This is a genomic window from Demequina subtropica, assembly GCF_000971235.1.
In the GTDB taxonomy this organism is placed as follows: Bacteria; Actinomycetota; Actinomycetes; order Actinomycetales; family Demequinaceae; genus Demequina; species Demequina subtropica.
Genome location: NZ_BBMB01000011.1, coordinates 272,508 through 286,945, shown reverse-complemented (window position 1 = coordinate 286,945; position 14,438 = coordinate 272,508). Strand labels below are relative to the sequence as shown.

At 72.1% G+C, this 14,438-nt stretch carries 11 protein-coding genes, 1 tRNA gene and 1 other RNA gene; 8 read left to right on the top strand and 5 right to left on the bottom strand.

Going from position 1 to position 14,438, the window contains the following annotated elements; genetic code table 11:
* The first annotated feature begins 68 nt into the window (after nucleotides 1–68).
* The 3 genes from AOM06_RS11005 to arfA are packed head-to-tail and all read left to right on the top strand — an operon-like array spanning nucleotide 69 to nucleotide 4,005.
* Nucleotides 69–1,352 (top strand): glycoside hydrolase family 27 protein, encoded by a 1,284-nt coding sequence (locus tag AOM06_RS11005; RefSeq protein ID WP_228372933.1) that lies wholly within the window; start codon nucleotides 69–71, stop codon nucleotides 1,350–1,352.
* Complete coding sequence (locus AOM06_RS11000; protein ID WP_082105508.1) at nucleotides 1,349–2,455, top strand: arabinan endo-1,5-alpha-L-arabinosidase; 1,107 nt, start codon at nucleotides 1,349–1,351, stop codon at nucleotides 2,453–2,455. The genes AOM06_RS11005 and AOM06_RS11000 overlap by 4 nt, the downstream gene beginning before the upstream one ends.
* Nucleotides 2,456–2,502: 47 nt before the next feature.
* Complete coding sequence (gene arfA / locus AOM06_RS10995; RefSeq protein ID WP_062305868.1) at nucleotides 2,503–4,005, top strand: arabinosylfuranosidase ArfA; 1,503 nt, start codon at nucleotides 2,503–2,505, stop codon at nucleotides 4,003–4,005.
* Between the two features lie 109 nt (nucleotides 4,006–4,114).
* On the opposite strand, the gene AOM06_RS10990 is transcribed toward arfA, so the two are convergent.
* Nucleotides 4,115–4,789, bottom strand: coding sequence for a LytR C-terminal domain-containing protein (locus AOM06_RS10990; RefSeq protein WP_169747761.1), 675 nt, complete (start codon nucleotides 4,787–4,789; stop codon nucleotides 4,115–4,117).
* 31 nt (nucleotides 4,790–4,820) lie between these two features.
* A tRNA-Ser gene (locus AOM06_RS10985) sits at nucleotides 4,821–4,908 on the bottom strand.
* 66 nt (nucleotides 4,909–4,974) lie between these two features.
* On the opposite strand from AOM06_RS10985, the gene ffs reads away from it, so the two are divergent.
* The 3 genes from ffs to recR all read left to right on the top strand — a co-directional run bounded on the left by ffs (nucleotide 4,975) and on the right by recR (nucleotide 7,817).
* Nucleotides 4,975–5,065, top strand: an RNA gene (gene ffs, locus AOM06_RS10980) — signal recognition particle sRNA small type.
* 66 nt (nucleotides 5,066–5,131) lie between these two features.
* Nucleotides 5,132–7,105, top strand: a complete 1,974-nt coding sequence (locus tag AOM06_RS10975) for a DNA polymerase III subunit gamma and tau (protein WP_062305862.1) — start codon at nucleotides 5,132–5,134, stop codon at nucleotides 7,103–7,105.
* Between the two features lie 115 nt (nucleotides 7,106–7,220).
* Entirely contained in the window at nucleotides 7,221–7,817 is a 597-nt protein-coding gene (recR, locus tag AOM06_RS10970; RefSeq protein WP_062305859.1) for a recombination mediator RecR, read from the top strand.
* A gap of 128 nt (nucleotides 7,818–7,945) precedes the next feature.
* Here recR and AOM06_RS10965 read toward each other — a convergent pair whose 3' ends face one another.
* The 3 genes from AOM06_RS10965 to AOM06_RS10955 all read right to left on the bottom strand — a co-directional run bounded on the left by AOM06_RS10965 (nucleotide 7,946) and on the right by AOM06_RS10955 (nucleotide 11,760).
* Nucleotides 7,946–9,205, bottom strand: a complete 1,260-nt coding sequence (locus AOM06_RS10965; protein ID WP_062305856.1) for an ABC transporter permease — start codon at nucleotides 9,203–9,205, stop codon at nucleotides 7,946–7,948.
* Complete coding sequence (locus AOM06_RS10960) at nucleotides 9,202–10,140, bottom strand: ABC transporter ATP-binding protein (protein ID WP_062305854.1); 939 nt, start codon at nucleotides 10,138–10,140, stop codon at nucleotides 9,202–9,204. The genes AOM06_RS10965 and AOM06_RS10960 overlap by 4 nt, the downstream gene beginning before the upstream one ends.
* A 111-nt stretch (nucleotides 10,141–10,251) precedes the next feature.
* On the bottom strand, nucleotides 10,252–11,760 hold the full coding sequence (locus AOM06_RS10955) for a carboxylesterase/lipase family protein (RefSeq protein WP_062305851.1): 1,509 nt from the start codon (nucleotides 11,758–11,760) through the stop codon (nucleotides 10,252–10,254).
* A 131-nt stretch (nucleotides 11,761–11,891) separates the two neighbouring features.
* On the opposite strand from AOM06_RS10955, the gene AOM06_RS10950 reads away from it, so the two are divergent.
* The gene (locus AOM06_RS10950) at nucleotides 11,892–13,163 is read left to right on the top strand and encodes an aspartate kinase (protein WP_062305849.1); all 1,272 of its coding nucleotides are present in this window, start codon (nucleotides 11,892–11,894) and stop codon (nucleotides 13,161–13,163) included.
* A complete protein-coding gene (locus AOM06_RS10945; RefSeq protein ID WP_062305846.1) occupies nucleotides 13,160–14,203 on the top strand; it encodes an aspartate-semialdehyde dehydrogenase in 1,044 nt (347 codons plus the stop codon). The genes AOM06_RS10950 and AOM06_RS10945 overlap by 4 nt, the downstream gene beginning before the upstream one ends.
* Nucleotides 14,204–14,438 lie beyond the last annotated feature (235 nt).

The following is a 14,438-nucleotide window of genomic DNA, read 5'->3' as shown; positions in this document are numbered from 1 at the left end:
CGTTTGACGATCGCCGCCCGATTTGGGCACGATTGACTTACAACGATGTAGACAGGAGGACGCCTCGCATGCGAGCCGCGACACCGCCCATGGGCTGGAACAGCTGGGACAGCTACGGAACCACGGTGACCGAGGACGAGGTCCTCGCGAACGCACAGGTGATGGCCGAGCGCCTCCTGCCGCACGGCTGGGACACGGTCGTGGTGGACATCGCGTGGTACGACCCGACCGCGCGCTCCCACGGCTACAACGCCGATGCGCCGCTCACGCTGGACGCCTACGGACGCCAGGTCCCGGCCCCCAACCGCTTCCCCTCGGCGGCGGACGGTGCCGGCTTCGGCCCGCTCGCCTCCCAGGTGCACGCGCTCGGGCTGAAGTTCGGCCTCCACATCATGCGCGGCATCCCGCGCCTCGCCGTCGAGCTGGACCTGCCGGTCCTCGGGACGGACTACACCGCGAAGGACGTGGCGGACCTCGAGCACGTGTGCCAGTGGAACCCCGACAACTACGGGCTCGACCACGACCACCCGGGCGCGCAGGCGTACTACGACGCGCAGGTCGCGCAGTTCGCAGCCTGGGGCGTGGACTTCATCAAGGCCGACGACATGCAGGCGCCGTACTTCGAGCGCGAGATCGCCGCGTACCAGCGCGCCATCGAGCGCTCCGGCCGCGACATCTCCCTGTCGCTGTCCCCCGGCACGCACCTGTCCACCGCGCACCTGCCCCACCTGCGCGAGAACGCGCAGATGTGGCGCATCTCGGACGACCTCTGGGACCGCTGGGAGGACGTGCACGCGCAGTTCGCGCGCCTCGCGCGCTGGGCGCCGTTCCAGCAGGCCGGCGGCTGGGCCGATGCCGACATGCTCCCGCTGGGCCGCATCGGCATCCGCGCCGAGCGCGGCGAGCCGCGCGACTGCCGCCTCACGCTCGACGAGCAGCGCACGATGCTGAGCCTGTGGTGCATGGGCCGGTCCCCCCTCATGGTGGGCGGCGACCTTCCGACCAGCACGCCCGAGACGCTCGACCTCCTGGCGACGCCCGCGGTCGCCGAGGTCCTGCAGGGATCCGTCGACGGACGCGAGCTGCTCCGCGAGCCCCTCGAGGGCGGCGAGCTCATCGTCTGGTCGGCGCGCTCCGCATCGTCCTCCCGCGTCTACGCGGCGGTGTTCTGGACCGGCGACGCGCCGTTCGACGCGAGCGTCGCGCTCCCCTCGATCCTGGGCACCGGCATCGTCGACGTCGCGGCGACCGACCTGTGGCCGGGTCAGTCCGCCGCCGTGGTGGACGGGCTGCTCACGGCGACCGTTCCCGCGCACGGCGTCGCGTGGGTGGCGCTGGACCCGACCGCATGAGCGCCCGCCGCGGCATCGTGATCGGCGCGGTCGCCACCGCGGCGGTCGCAGCGCTCGGCGCCGGCGTCCTGGTCTGGAGCCCGTGGGGCGACGGCGACGGCGATGGCTCGGGCACCGCTGCGACGGCGGGCCCGGCCGAGGAGGCGGTCGCCGCGACCGCGCTCGAGCTCGAGGGCGACATCCACACCCACGACCCGGCGCTCGTCGTCGGCGAGGACGGCGAGGACTGGTACGTCTACTCGACCGGGGACGTGCAGAAGGGCCTGGGCTCCCCCCAGATCCGCCGCTCGACCGACGCGGGCGAGACGTGGGAGTACGTGGGCACCGCGTGGACCGCCTCGACGCGGCCGGAGTGGGTCTACGAGGAGGTCTCCGGAGTCCAGAACTTCTGGGCGCCCGAGCTGGTCGAGCACGACGGCACGTGGTACCTCTACTACGCGGCCTCGACGTTCGGCACCAACGGCTCCGTCATCGGTCTCATGACCTCCCCCACGCTCGACGTCGACAGCCCGGACTACGGCTGGACCGACCAGGGCATGGTGATCCGCTCGACCCCCGGGGTGGACAACTTCAACGCGATCGACGCCGGTGTGGTCACCGCCGAGGACGGCACCCCGTGGATGACCTTCGGGTCGTTCTGGGGCGGCATCCAGCTGGTGGAGCTCGAGTGGCCCAGCGGGAAGCCCGTCGACGGCGCCGAGCCGACCACCATCGCGACGCGCAACAACGCGACCAACGCGATCGAGGCGCCCTACCTCATGTACCGGGACGGCTACTACTACCTGTTCGTCTCGCGCGACAAGTGCTGTCAGGGCACCGACTCGACCTACTCGATCGCGGTCGGCCGCTCCACCGACATCACGGGGCCCTACCTCGACAGCTGGGGCAACCAGATGATGTACGACGGCGGCGACGAGCTGCTGTCGACCCGCGGCACCATGATCGGCCCCGGCGGCCAGTCCTACTCGCACGGCTACCTGGCCTTCCACTACTACGACGAGACCCTGGGCGGCGACTTCCAGCTCGCGATCCGAGAGCTCGGCTGGACCGAGGACGGCTGGCCCGTCGCCTGGACCGCGGAGGAGCTCGCCGACAACGGCTAGGCCGCCCGCGCATCGTCCCGAACCCCTCAACGAAGAGAGAGAGAAGCATGACCACCATCACCCTGCACCCCGGCTTCCGCGTGGGGCCCGTCGACCGCCGCGTGTTCGGCTCGTTCGTCGAGCACCTGGGACGATGCGTCTACACGGGCGTGTACGAACCGGGCCACGAGACCGCGGACGAGCACGGCTTCCGCCGCGACGTGGCGGACCTCACCCGCGAGCTCGGCGTCACGATGCTGCGCTACCCGGGCGGCAACTTCGTCTCCAACTACACGTGGGAGGACGCGGTCGGCCCGGTCGAGCAGCGCAAGCCGTTCCTGGACCTCGCGTGGCGCACCGTCGAGCCGAACCTCGTGGGCACCGACGAGTTCCTGCAGTACTGCGAGCGCGAGGGGATCGAGCCGATGATGGCCGTCAACCTGGGCACCCGCGGCATCGACGCGGCCATCGGCCTGCTCGAGTACTGCAACGGCGAGGCCGGCACCAAGTGGGCCGACATGCGCATCGCGAACGGCCGGGTCGAGCCGTACGGGGTGAAGCTCTGGTGCCTGGGCAACGAGATGGACGGACCGTGGCAGATCGGCCACAAGGACGCCCACGAGTACGGCAAGCTCGCCGCCGCCACCGGTCGCGCGATGCGCCAGGTGGACCCATCGATCGAGCTGGTCGCGTGCGGCTCGAGCTCGATGATGATGGACACGTTCGGCGAGTGGGAGCGCACCGTGCTGTCCTACTGCTACGACGTGGTCGACCACATCTCGATGCACGCGTACTACGAGGAGATGGACGGCGACCGCGACTCGTTCCTCGCCTCCGGCACCGCGATGTCGACGTTCATCGAGCGCGTCGCCGCGTCCGCCGACGCGATCGGCGCGCAGAAGCGCTCGGACAAGCGGATCTCCATCAGCTTCGACGAGTGGAACGTCTGGTACCTGTTCTCCCGCTTCGTGGGCGAGACCAACCTGCCCGTCCAGAAGGATGCGCCCCGCATCATCGAGGACGTCTACTCGGCGCTGGACGCCGTGGTGGTGGGCGACATGATCATCAGCCTGCTGTCGCACGCGGACCGCGTCGCGGTGGGCTGCCTCGCGCAGCTGGTCAACGTGATCGCGCCGATCATGACCGAGCCCGACGGCCCGGCCTGGAAGCAGACCACCTTCCACCCGTTCGCGACCGCCGCGCGCCTCGCGCAGGGCGAGGCGCTCCAGGTGAAGGTCGACGCGGCCGCCATGAGCACCAAGAAGCACGGCGACGTGCCCACGGTGACCGCGGCCGCGACCGTCGACCCGGAGACGGGCGCGCTCGCGCTGTTCGTCACCAACCGCACCGCCGAGGAGCAGACGGTGACCCTGCGTCATCCCGGTGCGACGGCCCGCATCGAGGGCGGCTCGGCGGTGCTCGCGGACCACGTGGGACCGCGCGAGGGCCAGGAGGCCGCCGAGGCCTACGGCATGGTCGACGCACTGCCGGTCGAGCATGCGGACGGCGCCATCACGCTGCGCCTCGCACCCGAGTCGTGGACCGCGTTCCACGGCTCGCTCAAGGGCTGAGGCCCACCGGACGATGCGGCGGCCGGGCGACCGCGCCCGTGCCCGTGCCCGTGCCCGTGCCCGTGCCCGTGCCCGTGCCGCCGCATCGTCCCCGCCCCGCGTCGCGGGGCTAGGAGTCCTGCTTCTTCTTCTCGTCGACCGGGTTCGCCGGGAGCGAGCGCGGAGCGGGCTCCGGCGTGATCAGGCCGACCGGGAGGCACTCGGCGTTGGCCGTGAGGATGAGGTCCGGGTCCAGCTCGGGCGCGAGGGTCGAGCGCAGGTTCGCGCTCTGGTACTCCTCGCCGAGCACGATGTCGACAAGCGTGCCCTCACGGTTGTCCAGCACCATGTCGACGTCGCCGTCGAAGTTCTGGGCCACCGTGTACGCCTGGCGGACGCCGTCGGGACCGAAGACGATGCGCACGTTGCCCGCGTAGGTGCGGCCCCAGTTCGCGGTCGTCACGATCACGTAGTTGCGCTCGTCGAGCACCGACGAGACGCTGCCCGCGAGCCCCGACACGTCGCTGCCGTTGAGGACGCGCACGCCGACGTTGCGGTGGAGCATCGGCGTGCTGTTGACCGGCGGGCACACGAGCGTCACATCGCTCTCGAACTCGCCCACCGGCGTGACGAACGGCTGCGAGAACGGCCCGTCGATGTCGCCCTTGTAGACGCCGGCGGCGAACACGCCGGTGAAGGCGAGGGCGATGACGAGCACGCCGAACACGACGATCTGGCGCTCGCGCCGGTGGCGGCGGACCTGAGCGCGTCGGGCGTCGGGGCGTCCGTTCGCTCGCTCGGTCACAGGCACCATCCCGTCGCTGATCGAGGACTTCTGGCGGAGGATAGGGGATTCGAACCCCTGAGGGCTTGCACCCAACACGCTTTCCAAGCGTGCGCCATAGGCCACTAGGCGAATCCTCCAGGCCCGGAAACTATACCCGATCCGGCGGGCACTTCCTCACCCGACAAGCCGTTAGACTTGTCGGCAACCCCCCACGTGGCGATACCTCGCCCAACTCCCCCAGGTCGGGAACGAAGCAAGGGTAAGCGGGCTCTGTCGGGTGCGTGGGGGGCCTCTTCATGCCCGCACGATGCTGTGGAGGGCTTTTCCTGGGCGTCAGGGCCCCGCACTAGAGTCGTACCCGTGACCACCGCCCTGTACCGCCGCTACCGTCCCGACAACTTCGCGGACGTCGTGGGTCAGGAGCACGTCACCGTCCCGCTCATGCAGGCGCTGCGCGCAGACCGCGTCAACCACGCCTACCTGTTCTCCGGCCCGCGCGGCTGCGGCAAGACCACCTCCGCGCGCATCCTCGCGCGCTGCCTCAACTGCGCGGAGGGCCCCACGGACACCCCGTGCGGCACGTGCCCGTCGTGCGTCGAGCTCGCCCGCGGCGGCGCCGGCTCGGTCGACGTGGTCGAGATCGACGCGGCCTCCCACAACGGCGTGGACGATGCCCGCGAGCTGCGCGAGCGCGCCGCGTTCGCGCCCGCGCGGGACCGCTACAAGATCTTCATCCTCGATGAGGCGCACATGGTGACGCCGCAGGGCTTCAACGCGCTGCTCAAGCTGGTCGAGGAGCCCCCGCCGCACATCCGCTTCATCTTCGCGACCACGGAGCCGGAGAAGGTCATCGGCACCATCCGCTCGCGCACGCACCACTACCCGTTCCGGCTCGTGCCGCCGCCCGTCCTCACCGAGTACATGGAGACCCTGTGCACGGCCGAGGGCGTGGAGGTCGCGAGCGGCGTGCTCCCGCTCGTGGTGCGCGCGGGCGGCGGATCGGTCCGCGACTCGCTGTCGGTGCTCGACCAGCTCATGGCCGGATCGGACGACTCGGGCGTGACGTACGACCGCGCGATCGCGCTGCTCGGCTTCACCGACGCGACGCTGCTGGACGACGCCGTCGATGCGATCGCCGCGGCGGACGGCGCCTCGCTGTTCGACGTGGTCGAGCGCGTCATGTCCACGGGCCACGAGCCCCGGCGGTTCGTCGAGGACCTCCTCGAGCGGCTGCGCGACCTCCTGGTCCTGTGCGCCGCCGGGGATGCGGGCGCCCGCGCGCTCGGCTCCATGCCCGAGGACCAGCTCGAGCGGGTGCGCGCCCAGGCGCGACGCCTGGGGCTCGCGCGGGGCTCCGCGGCGGCCGACCTGGTCAACGACGCGCTCACCCACATGGTGGGCGCGACCTCGCCGCGGCTCCACCTCGAGCTGCTGTGCGCGCGCCTCCTCGCCTCGGAGGCACCGGCCACGGCCCCCGCACCCGCCGCACCGGCGTATGCCGCCCCCGCTCCCGCCCCGGCGGCGCCCACGCCCGCGCCCGTCGCGGCGCCCGCGAGCCCCGCGCCCGTGGCACCCGCCCCGGCTCCGGCCGCCACGCCGCCGGTCGCCGTGACGCCTGCCGCCTCGGCACCGCCCGTGCCTGCTCCCGCTCCCGCTCCCGCGCCTGCGGCTGCGGCGGTGCAGGACGACGACGACTGGACCCCGGCGGCGCCCGCAGCGCCGGCCCCGGCGCCGCCCACGCCCGCTGACGAGCCCGCCGCGGCCTCGTCCGGCGGACCCGCGGACACGGAGCTGGTGCGCCGTCGCTGGCCCGAAGTGCTTGGGACGCTCGAACGGTGGCGCGTCACGTGGACGCTCGTGAGCCAGAACGCGCAGGTGCAGTCCGTCCAGGACGGCACGCTCACGCTCGCGGTCTCCAATCCCAACCTGGTGTCCATGCTCGACGGCGGCAAGCACGCCGAGAACCTGCAGCTCGCGCTGCGGGAGACGCTCGGGATGCAGCTCCGCATCGCTGCGGTCGCCGGTCCTGCCGGTCCCGCCCCGACGCGGCCCGCGGCACCACCGGCCGCCCGTCCGGCGCCCGTGCCCGCTGCGGCTCCGGCCGCATCGTCCGCGCCGTCGGCCGCCGCGCCGCGTCCGGCGACGGCTCCGGCCGCCCCGGTCGCCACCGCGCCCGTCGGCGACCCCCCGCCGTGGGACGTCCCGCCGCCCGAGGAAGAGCCTCCGTACGAGGAGGAGGAGATCTCGGACGACGACGCACGCGCCGCGGAGGCGGGGATGAGCGCGGCCGAGATCCTCGCCAAGGAGCTCGGCGGCGTGGTCATCGACGACTGACGCCTGCCCCCGCCGCCACGGTGGATCAGCGTCGCCTCCGCGAGGTTCCCGCCTCGCAGCGGTGCCTCGTGGTCGCTGACCGGCGCTGACGCCTCATGCGCCTACGCTTGTCCCCATGTACGACGGCGCGGTTCAGGACCTCATCGACGAGCTCGGGCACCTCCCGGGCATCGGCCCCAAGAGCGCGCAGCGCATCGCCTTCCACATCCTCAGCACCGATCCGGCGGACGTGCGGCGCCTCGCCGACGCCATCACCACGGTCAAGGAGAAGGTGCGCTTCTGCACCGTCTGCGGCAACGTCGCCGAGTCGGACCAGTGCCGCATCTGCACCGACCCGCGCCGCGCAGAAGACGTGCTGTGCGTCGTCGAGGAGCCCAAGGACGTCGTGGTCATCGAGCGCACGCGCGAGTTCCGCGGCCGGTACCACGTGCTCGGCGGCGCGATCGATCCGATGAACGGCGTCGGCCCCGACGACCTCCGCATCCGCGAGCTCCTCTCCCGCCTCGGCGACGGCAAGATCGAGGAGGTCATCATCGCGACCGACCCCAACATCGAGGGCGAGGCCACGGCGACCTACCTCACGCGCATGCTCGTGCCCATGGGCGTGACCGTCTCGCGCCTGGCGAGCGGCCTGCCGGTCGGCGGCGACCTCGAGTACGCCGACGAGGTCACCCTGGGCCGCGCCTTCGAGGGACGCCGCAAGGTCAGCTGACCTCCCGCCCCTGACAGTCCCAACGGAATCGACGCCGACACGCCGGTGATCCAGGCCCGGAAGGCCCGGATCACCGGCGTGTCGAGTCGGGATCCGTTGCGACTGTCGAATGGGTCAGGTCGCAGGGGTCAGGCGACTCGCGTGCCCTGGCGCAGCTTCTTGTAGGGCACCCGGAGACGCGCGATGACGATCCACATCGACCCCAGCAGCAGGGCCGCCTGGACGCCCAGGCCGAGCCACGGCGCGCGCGGGTAGACGGAGTTAGCTTCCTGCTCCTGCTCCCAGTCGTTGTCCTCGTAGACCGAGTAGTCGCCGGTCACCGAGGCGACCAGGTCGACGCACTCGTCCCAGTTCACGGAGTCCTGGAGATCCTCCTCGGAGGGTCCGATGCGCGCGTCGCTCACCGCACGGTGCATCTCCGCGAACAGACCAGGGGCCGCGCGGCCGTCCTCGTCCCACGTGAGGTAGTTGACGATGGGCGACGACTCGCCGATCAGCACCACGGGGTTCACCAGCAGCAGCCACGCCGTCTGCTCGGTGCGGGCGACGCCGTGCTCCCATCCGCCGTCCTGGACGGAGCAGGTGATGTCGTGCACATCGATCCCGTCGAACGCGGAGGGATCGCCGTTCATGTACCAGGCGTCGACCGCCGCCTCCTGCTCGGGCGTGAACTGGTCCCAGTCGAAGCTCCGCGAGGTCTCGGTGACGGTCACGGAGATCAGCGGCTGCGTGAAGAAGAACAGCAGCAGCGTGCCCAGCAGCAGGAAGCCCGTGGTGAGGTGCGCGAGCGAGACCGATGCGACGGCGCGCGCCGCGAGCGCGGACCACGCCAGGCCCACGGCCGTCGCGGTGAGCACCACCAGGAGGATGACGGCCATGACGATGAGCAGCTCGTCCCAGTGCCAGCCGGAGCGCGAGAACGCGTAGACCAGCAGCGGCGTCGTGGTGAGCAGCACCGCGAGCGCGAACAACCACGAGGCGAGCAGCTTGCCCACCGCGAGGTCGCCAGCCGTGAGGCGCGTCATCTGCAGCGGCGCCAGCACGCCCTCGGACGAGTCGCCGTTGAGCGAGGTCGCGGACAGCGACGGCGCGACCAGCAGGCCCGCACCGAGCACCATCACCAGCACCAGCTCGAGCAGCGTCGAGTTCTTGGAGCCGTCCGACTGTGCGGCGGCGAAGAGGCCGATCGCCATGATGCCGGCGAACAGCAGTCCGTAGAAGATCCAGCCCTTGGCGGTCGGGCGGCGGCGCATGAGCTCGATCTGGGTGACCAGCAGCGTGCCGCGCAGCGTCGGGAGCCACGGGTTTCCCTTCACGGGACGACGGGACGATGCGGGGGCGGGGCCGGGCGCGGGAGCGGCGGCCGGGGTGTCGTCGAGAACAGTCATCGCCGCTCCTCCTCCATGGTCATGTAGGTCTGCTCGAGCGCGCTGCCTGCGGGGCCGAAGCGGTGGACGGGCACGTTCTTGGACATGAGCCACGCGAGCGCCTGCGCCGCATCGGCCTCGGAGCCGACGCGGATCACCATGCCGGCGGGCTCGTCGTCGAAGGCGATCTGCCCCTCGGTCAGCACCGCGCGCAGCAGGTCGTCGTCGAGCGTCCCGATCCGGTAGCGCGTCTTCGCGTCGGCGACCTTCGCGGCGATCTCGTCGCCCAGCGTGCGGCCCTTCGACATGAACACCGCGTCGTCGACCATCTCGTCGAGCTCGGCGAGCACGTGCGAGGACACCAGCACGGCCTTGCCCTCCGCGGCGAGCTCGCGCACCAGCGTGCGCAGCTCGACGCGCGAGCGCGGGTCGAGCCCGTTCGCGGGCTCGTCCATGAGCAGCACCGCCGGGTCGTTCATGAGCGCACGCGCGATGGACAGGCGCTGCTTCTGGCCGCGCGACAGGACCCGCGTCGGGCGGTCGGCGAACTCGCTCAGGTGCACCGTGCGCAGCAGCGCCGCGCCGCGCGCGCGCGCCTCGTGAGCGTGGAGCCGGAAGCCGCGCCCCATGAGCGTGAGCGTCTGCAGGCACGTGAGGTTGTCCCATGAGCCCAGCTGGTCGGGCATCCACCCGATCGCGTCGCGCACCGCCGCCGCATCGTGCCGCGGGTCGGCGCCCGCGACGCGGATCTCGCCCGCGTCGGGCCGCAGCAGGCCTGCCAGCATGAGCATGAGCGTCGTCTTGCCGCAGCCGTTCGGCCCGATGAGCGCCGTCACCGTGCCGGGCTGCACCTCGAGCGTCGCGTTCGCGACGGCCTGCACGGAGCCGAACGACCGTGCCACGCCCTGCGCGCTCACCGCCGCGGTCGTGACCGCGGCCGTGGTTGTCGCCACCATGGATCCCCCTGGGATGGGGTGCGGCTCCGACGCCGCACCGGGTGGCTCAACAGTCGCACACCGCGATCGGCGGATCTATCAGGGACATCCCCCCATTTCTGGGGGTAGCGGTCAGGGGCTCCCCTGGGATAGCGGCGCCGTCGCGAGGGCGAGCCTCTCCTCGAACGCGTAACCCGGGCGCACCTCACGGAGCGGCTCCCCGTAGACGATGGTCGAGCGGCCCTCCGCATGCACGGGCGCGTCGACCCGTTCGTCACGGACGAGCGCGAGCCAGTCGCCGTGCACCGCATCCGCGAGCTCCTGCGGCGCCTCGGGCCCGACCCAGCGCGCGGCGTTGCGCTCGCGCAGCACGTCGAAGCCGAAGGGCAGGTCCAGGCAGTGGCCCGCGATGCCGTCGACGGGGCTGGTCCAACGGAAGTCGTACGCCCACGTGCGCGGCTGGGCCCCGCGCGCCGCGCGCAGCGCCGCCCACCGCCCCACGTGCCGGCGGAAGATCGCGTGCGTGATCGCCTGCCCCGCGACCAGGCGACCCTCGGGCCCCGGCGCGGTCGCCGCGAGCTCGTCGCGCAGGTCCTCCGGGACCCCGGCGCGTGCGAGCAGCTCCCCCGGCGGCCCCGCCACCAGTGCGTCCGGCGCATCGTGCAGGGCGAGCGTGAACTCGTGCGCGGTCGCCCCGATGAGCAGCGCGACGTCGTCGCCCACCCCGGCCGCGAGCGCGTCGGCCACCGTGCCGGGGACCAGCTCGCCGTCGATGACGGGCGAGAGCACCAGGTTGTCGTGGAACGTGCCGGCCAGGGGGTCGTCGAGCGGAGGCGGCTCCTGCGCCTGCGCCGCGAGCACCTGCGCCTCGGTGAGCGAACGCAGGCCCTCGAGGTCGGGCGTGACGCCCAGCCGTGCCGCGCCCTCGATCGTGGCCGCACGGGCCCGGTCGACCCGGATGGGCGTGTCCGCGGGCGAAAGGGCGAGGACTCCGCGGAAGAGGCCCCGGGCCGCGGGCATCGTCAGCAGCCGCATCACGGCGGCGCCACCCGCGGACTGGCCCGCGATCGTCACCTTGGCGGGGTCGCCGCCGAAGGCGCGGATGTTCTGCTGGACCCAGTCGAGCGCCGCGATCCAGTCGAGGACCCCGCGGTTGAGCGGGGCGCCGTCGATCCAGCCGAAGCCGTCGAAGCCGAGCCGGTAGGACGCCGCGACGGTCACCACCCCGTCGCGATGGAATGCCTGGCCGCCCCACCACGGGCCCGCATGCGAGCCCCCGACGAAGCCGCCGCCGTGGATGTACACGAGCACGGGCAGCCCCGCATCGGGCGAGGGATCCGGCGTGCCGACGTCGAGCGTCAGGAGGTCGTCGCCCGGGATCGACGGCTCGGGCACATACGAGTCGGGCCAGGGGCAGCCTCGTTGCGGCGTCGCGCCGTGCAGCAGCGCGGGCCGCACCCCGTCCCACGCCGCGCGAGGCTCAGGAGCGAGGAACCGGCGCGCGCCCACAGGCGGCTCGGCGTACGGGATCCCGAGGAAGATCGCGGCGCGGCTCGCGGAGCCGTCGGCGGAACGATGCTCGCGCCAGCGGCCGCTCACGGCGCCGGAGGCGGTCCAGACCACAGGTGCGACGGTGCCCACGAGGTCACCCTAGGGCGGAGCGCTCGGCAGCGCACGGGACCGGAGGCACTGGCCTCGCGCACGCGTGCCCCTAGAATGAGACACCGTGTCCGCCGGGCGGACATCGACCCCCATTCCTCCTGGAGTCTTGCATGTCCCTTGTGGTGCAGAAGTACGGCGGATCCTCGGTCTCGGACGCCGCCGCGATGAAGCGCGTCGCGCGTCGCGTGGCCGAGACGGTGCGCGAGGGCAACGACGTGGTCGTCACGGTGTCCGCGATGGGCGACACCACGGACGAGCTCATCGACCTCGCGAACCAGATCACCGATGCACCCGACGCGCGCGAGATGGACATCCTGCTCACGGCGGGCGAGCGCATCTCGATGGCGCTGCTCGCGATGGCGATCGCCAAGGAGGGCGTGCCCGCGCAGGCGTTCACCGGTCCGCAGGCCGGCGTCATCACCAGCGAGCACCACGGCCGCGCGCGCATCATCGACGTCGCTCCCGGTCGCCTGCAGAAGGCGCTCGCCGACGGCAAGGTCGCCATCGTCGCCGGTTTCCAGGGCCTCAACCAGGAGACGCAGGACGTCACGACCCTGGGCCGCGGCGGCTCCGACACCACCGCGGTGGCGCTCGCCGCCGCGCTCGGCGCGGACGTGTGCGAGATCTACACGGACGTGGACGGCGTCTTCTCCGCCGACCCACGCATCGTCCCCGCGGCCCGCAAGCTCGCACGCATCACCTACGAGGAGATGCTCGACATGGCCGCCTCCGGCGCGAAGGTGCTCATGCCCCGCTGCGTCGAGTACGCGCGCCGGTTCAATGTGCCCATCCACGTGCGCTCGTCGTTCTCCGGCCTGGAGGGAACGTGGGTCGTGGGGGAGACTGAAGAAGGAGACGAGATGGAAGACCCGATCATCGCGGGAGTCGCGCACGACAGGTCCGAGGCCAAGATCACGGTCACGGGCGTGCCCGACGTGCCCGGCTCCGCCGCGCGGCTCTTCGAGGCCGTCGCGCGCGCCGACGTCAACATCGACATGATCGTCCAGAACGTCTCCGCGACGAACACGGGCGTGACGGACATCTCCTTCACGCTGCCCGCAGCCTCGGTGCCGGACGCGCTCGCGGCGATCGAGGCGGACCACGCCGCGATCGGCTTCGTCGAGCTCGTCACCGACGAGAGCATCGGCAAGGTGTCGCTCATCGGCGCCGGCATGAAGTCCTCGTCGGGCGTCTCCGCCAAGTTCTTCGCGGCGCTGCGCGACGCGGGGGTCAACATCGAGATGATCACCACCTCGGACATCCGCATCTCCGTGGTCACGCGCGACGCGGACCTCGAGAAGGCCGTCAAGGCGGTGCACACGGCGTTCGAGCTCGACTCCACCGAGGGCGAGGCCGTGGTCTACGGAGGGACGGGACGATGAGCCTGACCGTTGCAGTCGTGGGCGCCACCGGGCAGGTGGGCGCCGTCATGCGCGAGCTGGTCGCGGAGCGCTTCCCCGACGCGACCGTGCGCTTCTTCGCGTCCGCGCGCTCGGCAGGCAAGGTGCTGCCGCACCTGGACGGCGAGATCGTGGTCGAGGACGTCGCCTCCGGCGACTACGCCGGCATCGACATCGCGCTGTTCTCCGCGGGGGGCGCCGCCTCGAAGGAGTACGCGCCGCTGTTCGCCGCCGCGGGAGCGATCGTCATCGACAACTCGTCGGCGTGGCGCAAGGACCCCGAGGTGCCGCTGGTGGTCTCCGAGGTCAACCCGGAGGCGCTGGACGACATCCCCAAGGGCATCGTCGCGAACCCCAACTGCACCACCATGGCCGCGATGCCGGTCCTCAAGCCGCTGCACGAGGCCGCGGGCCTCGAGCGCCTGGTCGTGTGCTCGTACCAGGCCGTGTCGGGCTCCGGCCTGGCCGGCGTCGAGGAGCTGCACTCGCAGGCCGCCGCGGTGCTCGATGGCGCCAAGGCGCTCGCGCACGACGGCTCGGCGGTCGAGTTCCCCGCGCCCGTGAAGTACGTCGCGCCCATCGCGTTCAACGTGCTCCCCATGGCGGGCTCCGTGGTCGACGACGGCTCGAACGAGACCGACGAGGAGCAGAAGCTCCGCAACGAGTCGCGCAAGATCCTCGGCCTGCCCGAGCTGATGGTGTCCGGCACGTGCGTGCGCGTGCCCGTGTTCACCGGCCACTCGCTGTCGATCAACGCCGAGTTCGAGCGCGGCATCACCCCCGCCGACGCCTACGAGATCCTCGCGAACTCCCCCGGCGTGCGTGTCGAGGAGGTCCCTACTCCCCTCGCGGCCGCCGGCGGCGACGTGTCGCTCGTGGGCCGCATCCGCCAGGACATGTCCCTCGAGGGCACGCGCGGCCTCGTGCTGTTCGTCTCGGGCGACAACCTGCGCAAGGGCGCGGCGCTCAACGCGGTTCAGATCGCGGAGCTCGTCGCGGCCAAGCTGAAGGCCGCCGCGTAGGCGACCGCCGCGTCGTCCGTCCCGAGGGCCGGTCTCCCGCTGGGGAGGCCGGCCCTCGGCTCGTTGTCGCGGGCGTGCCGCAGTCGACCTGCCGCCCCAGCGGGACATGGACGTCGGATCCGGCCCCGATCCGGCCTCCATGTCCCGCCAGGAGGCTTGGGACGATGCGCGGGCGCGGCGAGGAGACGATGCGCGGGCGCGGCGAGGGACGATGCGCGGGCGCGGCGAGGGGACG

Bases quoted from the DNA above. Each gene is read 5' to 3' on its own strand.
- AOM06_RS11005 (WP_228372933.1), top strand. From the start codon at position 69: ATGCGAGCCGCGACACCGCCCATGGGCTGGAACAGCTGGGACAGCTAC.
- AOM06_RS11000 (WP_082105508.1), top strand. From the start codon at position 1,349: ATGAGCGCCCGCCGCGGCATCGTGATCGGCGCGGTCGCCACCGCGGCG.
- arfA (WP_062305868.1), top strand. From the start codon at position 2,503: ATGACCACCATCACCCTGCACCCCGGCTTCCGCGTGGGGCCCGTCGAC.
- recR (WP_062305859.1), top strand. From the start codon at position 7,221: ATGTACGACGGCGCGGTTCAGGACCTCATCGACGAGCTCGGGCACCTC.
- AOM06_RS10965 (WP_062305856.1), bottom strand. From the start codon at position 9,205: ATGACTGTTCTCGACGACACCCCGGCCGCCGCTCCCGCGCCCGGCCCC.
- AOM06_RS10960 (WP_062305854.1), bottom strand. From the start codon at position 10,140: ATGGTGGCGACAACCACGGCCGCGGTCACGACCGCGGCGGTGAGCGCG.
- AOM06_RS10950 (WP_062305849.1), top strand. From the start codon at position 11,892: ATGTCCCTTGTGGTGCAGAAGTACGGCGGATCCTCGGTCTCGGACGCC.
- AOM06_RS10945 (WP_062305846.1), top strand. From the start codon at position 13,160: ATGAGCCTGACCGTTGCAGTCGTGGGCGCCACCGGGCAGGTGGGCGCC.